General features: G+C 65.7%; 2 protein-coding genes. Both read right to left on the bottom strand.

Annotation, left to right across the window (positions count from 1 at the left end; all coding sequences use genetic code 11):
- The coding region (locus BRAS3843_RS42275) for a condensation domain-containing protein (protein WP_244425460.1) at window positions 1–1,767 on the bottom strand (1,767 nt) is incomplete at its 3' end.
- Between the two features lie 16 nt (window positions 1,768–1,783).
- Window positions 1,784–3,881 (bottom strand): condensation domain-containing protein (locus tag BRAS3843_RS42270; protein WP_035982637.1); only part of this gene is annotated, 2,098 nt, incomplete at its 5' end.

Here is a 3,881-nt window from a genome sequence, read left to right as displayed (position 1 = left end):
CGGCGCCTTGGCATCATCCAGCATGTAGGCCAGCCGCTCGGCCGGATAGCCGGGGTCGAGCGGCAGGTAGGCCCCGCCCGCCTTGAGGATGCCGAACAGCGCCACCACCATCTCGAATGAGCGCTCGGCCAAGACGCCGACCACGACATCGGGGCCGACGCCGAGCTGCTGCAGATGATGCGCCAGCTGGTTGGCCCGGCGGTCGAGCTCGTCGTAAGTCAGCGTTGCGTCCTCAAAGCGCAGCGCGATCTTCTCCGGCGTCCGTGCCGCCTGGGCCACGAACCGCGCATGCAGCAAGCCGTGTGGGGTGTTCACCGCGGTGGCGTTGAACGCGCTCACCACCTGATGCCGCTCGTCCTCGCCGAGCGGTGACAGCGCCGACAGCGGCCGCGCGGGATCGGCGACGATCTCACCCAGCAGCCGCGCAAACTGGCCAAGCAACCGTTCGACTGCCAACGCCGCAAACCTTTCGGCATCATAGATCAGATTCATCGAGACGGATTGTTCGAGAATGACCTGCAGAGTCAGCGGGTAATTCGTCCGCTCCAGGGTATGGATGTCACTGATCCGCAGCGCTTGCGTCAGCTCCGCGGCGGCCGATATCTCGGTCGGATAATTCTCGAACGCGACGATGCTCTCGAACAGCGGCGTCCCATCCGCCACCTCGCTCCAGCGCTGGACCAGGGGCAGCGGGCTATACTGATGTTCCAACACTTCGGTCTGCCGCACCTGGACATCACGCAGCCAGTCCAGCACGGTCGTTCGGCCCGGCAGCGCTACGCGCAGCGGCAGCGTATTGACAAACAGCCCGACCGTGCGCTCCACGTCCGGCAGCTCTGCCGGACGTCCCGATACTGTGACACCGAACACCACATTGTCACTATCGCAATAGCGGCCGAGCAGCAGCGCCCATGCCCCCTGCACCAGCGTGTTGATCGTTAATTTGTGCTGCCGCGCGAAGCCTTCGAGCACGGTCAACGCTGTCTTGAGCACACGGCTCTGCTCGGCGTAACGCTCGCTTCTCGTGGTATCGCTGCCGGGGCGCTGCAGAACCAACGAGGTCGGCGCCTCGAAGCCTGCGAGGCGCTTGCGCCAATAGGCTTCTGCGGTTTGCATGTCCTGGCGCTGCAGCCAGCCGATGTAGTCGCGGAACGGACGCACCGGCGACAGCTGCGGCACCTCCCGCCGGCTCAACGCGACATAGGCGTTAAACACATCATCGAGCAGCAACGGGATCGACCAGCCATCGAACAGGATGTGATGGCTGTTCCAGAGCAGACGGTAATCACGCTCGCCGGTCCGGACAAGGGCGAGCCGCATCAGCGGCGGGCGCGCGAAATAGAAACCGCGGAGACGCTCGGCCTGCTGCAGATCGGCGAGCCGCCTCTCTTGCTCGGCGAGCGCCAAGCCTCGCCAATCCTCCCGTGCGAATGGCAACACCGCCTCGCGCAACACCACCTGCAACTGGACCGCAAGATCCTGGCCGACAAAGGCAGTGCGCAGCACCGCGTGACGCGCGACTGCCATGCGCCAGGCCTGCTCGAACGCATCGACATCAAGGTCACCTTGGAGCCGGCAGGCGAGCGAGATGACGTAGACCGCAGAGTCGGGCTCGTAGAGAGAGTGGAACAGCATGCCCTGCTGCATCAGCGACAGTGGATAGATGTCCTCGACCTGCCGCGGACCGCCGATCGAGGCAATCAGGCGATCGAGGTCCTGCTGACCGATCCCGGACTGGCCTTTGTTTCTGCTGCTATGCATGTTCATCGGTCGGCTCCCGATCTCAAAAATTGAGAATGTTCTGGAGGAGTGGAAAATCAGACGGCGTGAAGCCGCCCTCGCTGGTTTCGCAGTGCGCGATCAGCGTGCGCAGGTATGCAACAAGACTTGCCGCCAAAGCCTCGACCGTCGACGCCTCGTGAAATGACGTGCTGTAGAACCATTGCAGCTGCAGGCGGCCATCGCGGACATAAGCGGAGACATCGATCAGGTGCGCCCGGGTATTCCGCCCATCCTGCTGGACGCCGACGTCTTCCGCCGCAAAGCGCAAACCGCCCTCGCCGGCGGCACCGTCGAGCTGGCCGAGATAGTTGAAGCTGATCTCGGGCGTGACCTCCGGCACGGCGGCGCCAGCGAGATAACGCAGCAAGCCGTAGCCGATGCCGCGGTTGGGCACGGCGCGCAGCTGCTCCTTCACCGACTTCAGCGCGTCACCCAGATCGGCCGTCCCGCCGACATCCAGCAGCACCGGGAACAGGCTGGTGAACCAGCCCACCGTGCGCGACACATCGATGTCGCCAAACAGCTCCTCGCGGCCATGGCCTTCGAGCCCGACCAGCAACTGGCGCCGTCCGGTCCAATCGGCCGAGGCCTCCACCAGCGCCGTCAATAGCACGTCGTTGATCTGAGTGTGGTAGACGCCGGGCACATCCTGCAGCAGCGCCCGCGTCTCCGCCACATCGAGCGAGGTGCTGACCGTGCGCACAGACTCGGCGCTGTTGGTGCCGGCGTCATGGTCGCGCGGCAGACGGCCCATCTCCGCCCAGGGCTGCCTTTGCCAATAGGCCAGCTCGCCCTGCAAGGCATCGGAGGCGGCATGCGCCGCCAGCCGTTCGGCCCAGGCTTTGAACGAGGTCGTCTTCGCCGCCAGCCTGACCGGCTCACCGCGCCGAAGCGCGTCAAACGCCGTTGCCAAATCCTCCAGCAGGATCCGCCAGGACACGCCGTCCACCACCAGATGATGGATGATCACAAGCAGCCGCTTGCCTTGCGATCCCAAATCGAACAAGGCCGCGCGCAGCAGCGGGCCGGTTTGCAGATCGAGGCTCCCCTGTAGTCGCTCGGCATGCATCCGCAACGCCGCAGGCTGCACCGCCTCGCCGAACTCGGTGAGATCGATGGCTTCAACGATCGCCTCACTTGCGAGCGCGCTCTCGCCCTTCTCGTGCCGCTGCCGCCAGCCATCTTCTTCCCGATGGAAGCGCAGCCGCAGCGCATCGTGATGGCGCAGCAGATGACCGAGCGCCTGCGTCACACGTGCCGGCGTCAGCTCGGCATCCGCATCCAGCAGCACCGCCTGGTTGAAGTGATGCGGTGCTTCCAACTCTTGTCCGAACAACCAGTGCTGGATCGGCGTCAGCGGCACCTCGCCCGTGACGAGCCCCTGCTCCGCTGTCGCCACCGTGGCAGCGCCCGCTACCGCCGCCAGCGCGGCGATCGTCTGCTGCTCGAACACCTGCCGCGCCGTCAGCATCAGCCCGGCCCGCTTGGCCCGCGCCACCACCTGGATCGACTGGATCGAATCGCCGCCGAGCGCGAAGAAGTTGTCGGTGACGGAGACGCACTCGCGTTTGAGCACCTCGCGCCAGATCGCGGCGAGGGCTTCCTCGATCGCATTGCGCGGCGCGATGATCTCGCCTGTGCCCTGCCACTCCGGCGCCGGCAGCGCGTTACGATCGAGCTTGCCGTTCGGCGACAGCGGCAGGCGGTCGAGCCTGACGATCGCCGACGGCACCATATGGTCGGGAAGCGTGGTCTGCAGATGCCGCCGCAGCGTCTCGGGTTCACAAGGCAGGCCATCGCGTGTCGTGATGTAACCGATCAGCCGGCGCTCACCGCTGTCCTCGCGCACCACCACGGCCGTCTGCTCGACAGTGGAATGTGCCGAGAGTGCCGCCTCGATCTCGCCGAGCTCGATGCGGAAGCCGCGGATCTTCACTTGGGTGTCGATGCGGCCGAGATAGTCGAGCGCGCCGTCAGCGCGCCAGCGCGCCAGATCCCCGGTGCGATACAGACGCTCGCCGGATGCGAATGGATCTGGCACGAACCGCTCCGCGGTCAATGAAGCCCGGCCGAGATAGCCGCGGGCAACGCCGACGCCG

The organism is Bradyrhizobium sp. STM 3843 (assembly GCF_000239815.1).
In the GTDB taxonomy this organism is placed as follows: Bacteria; Pseudomonadota; Alphaproteobacteria; order Rhizobiales; family Xanthobacteraceae; genus Bradyrhizobium.
This window is presented reverse-complemented; position numbering and strand designations above follow the sequence as displayed.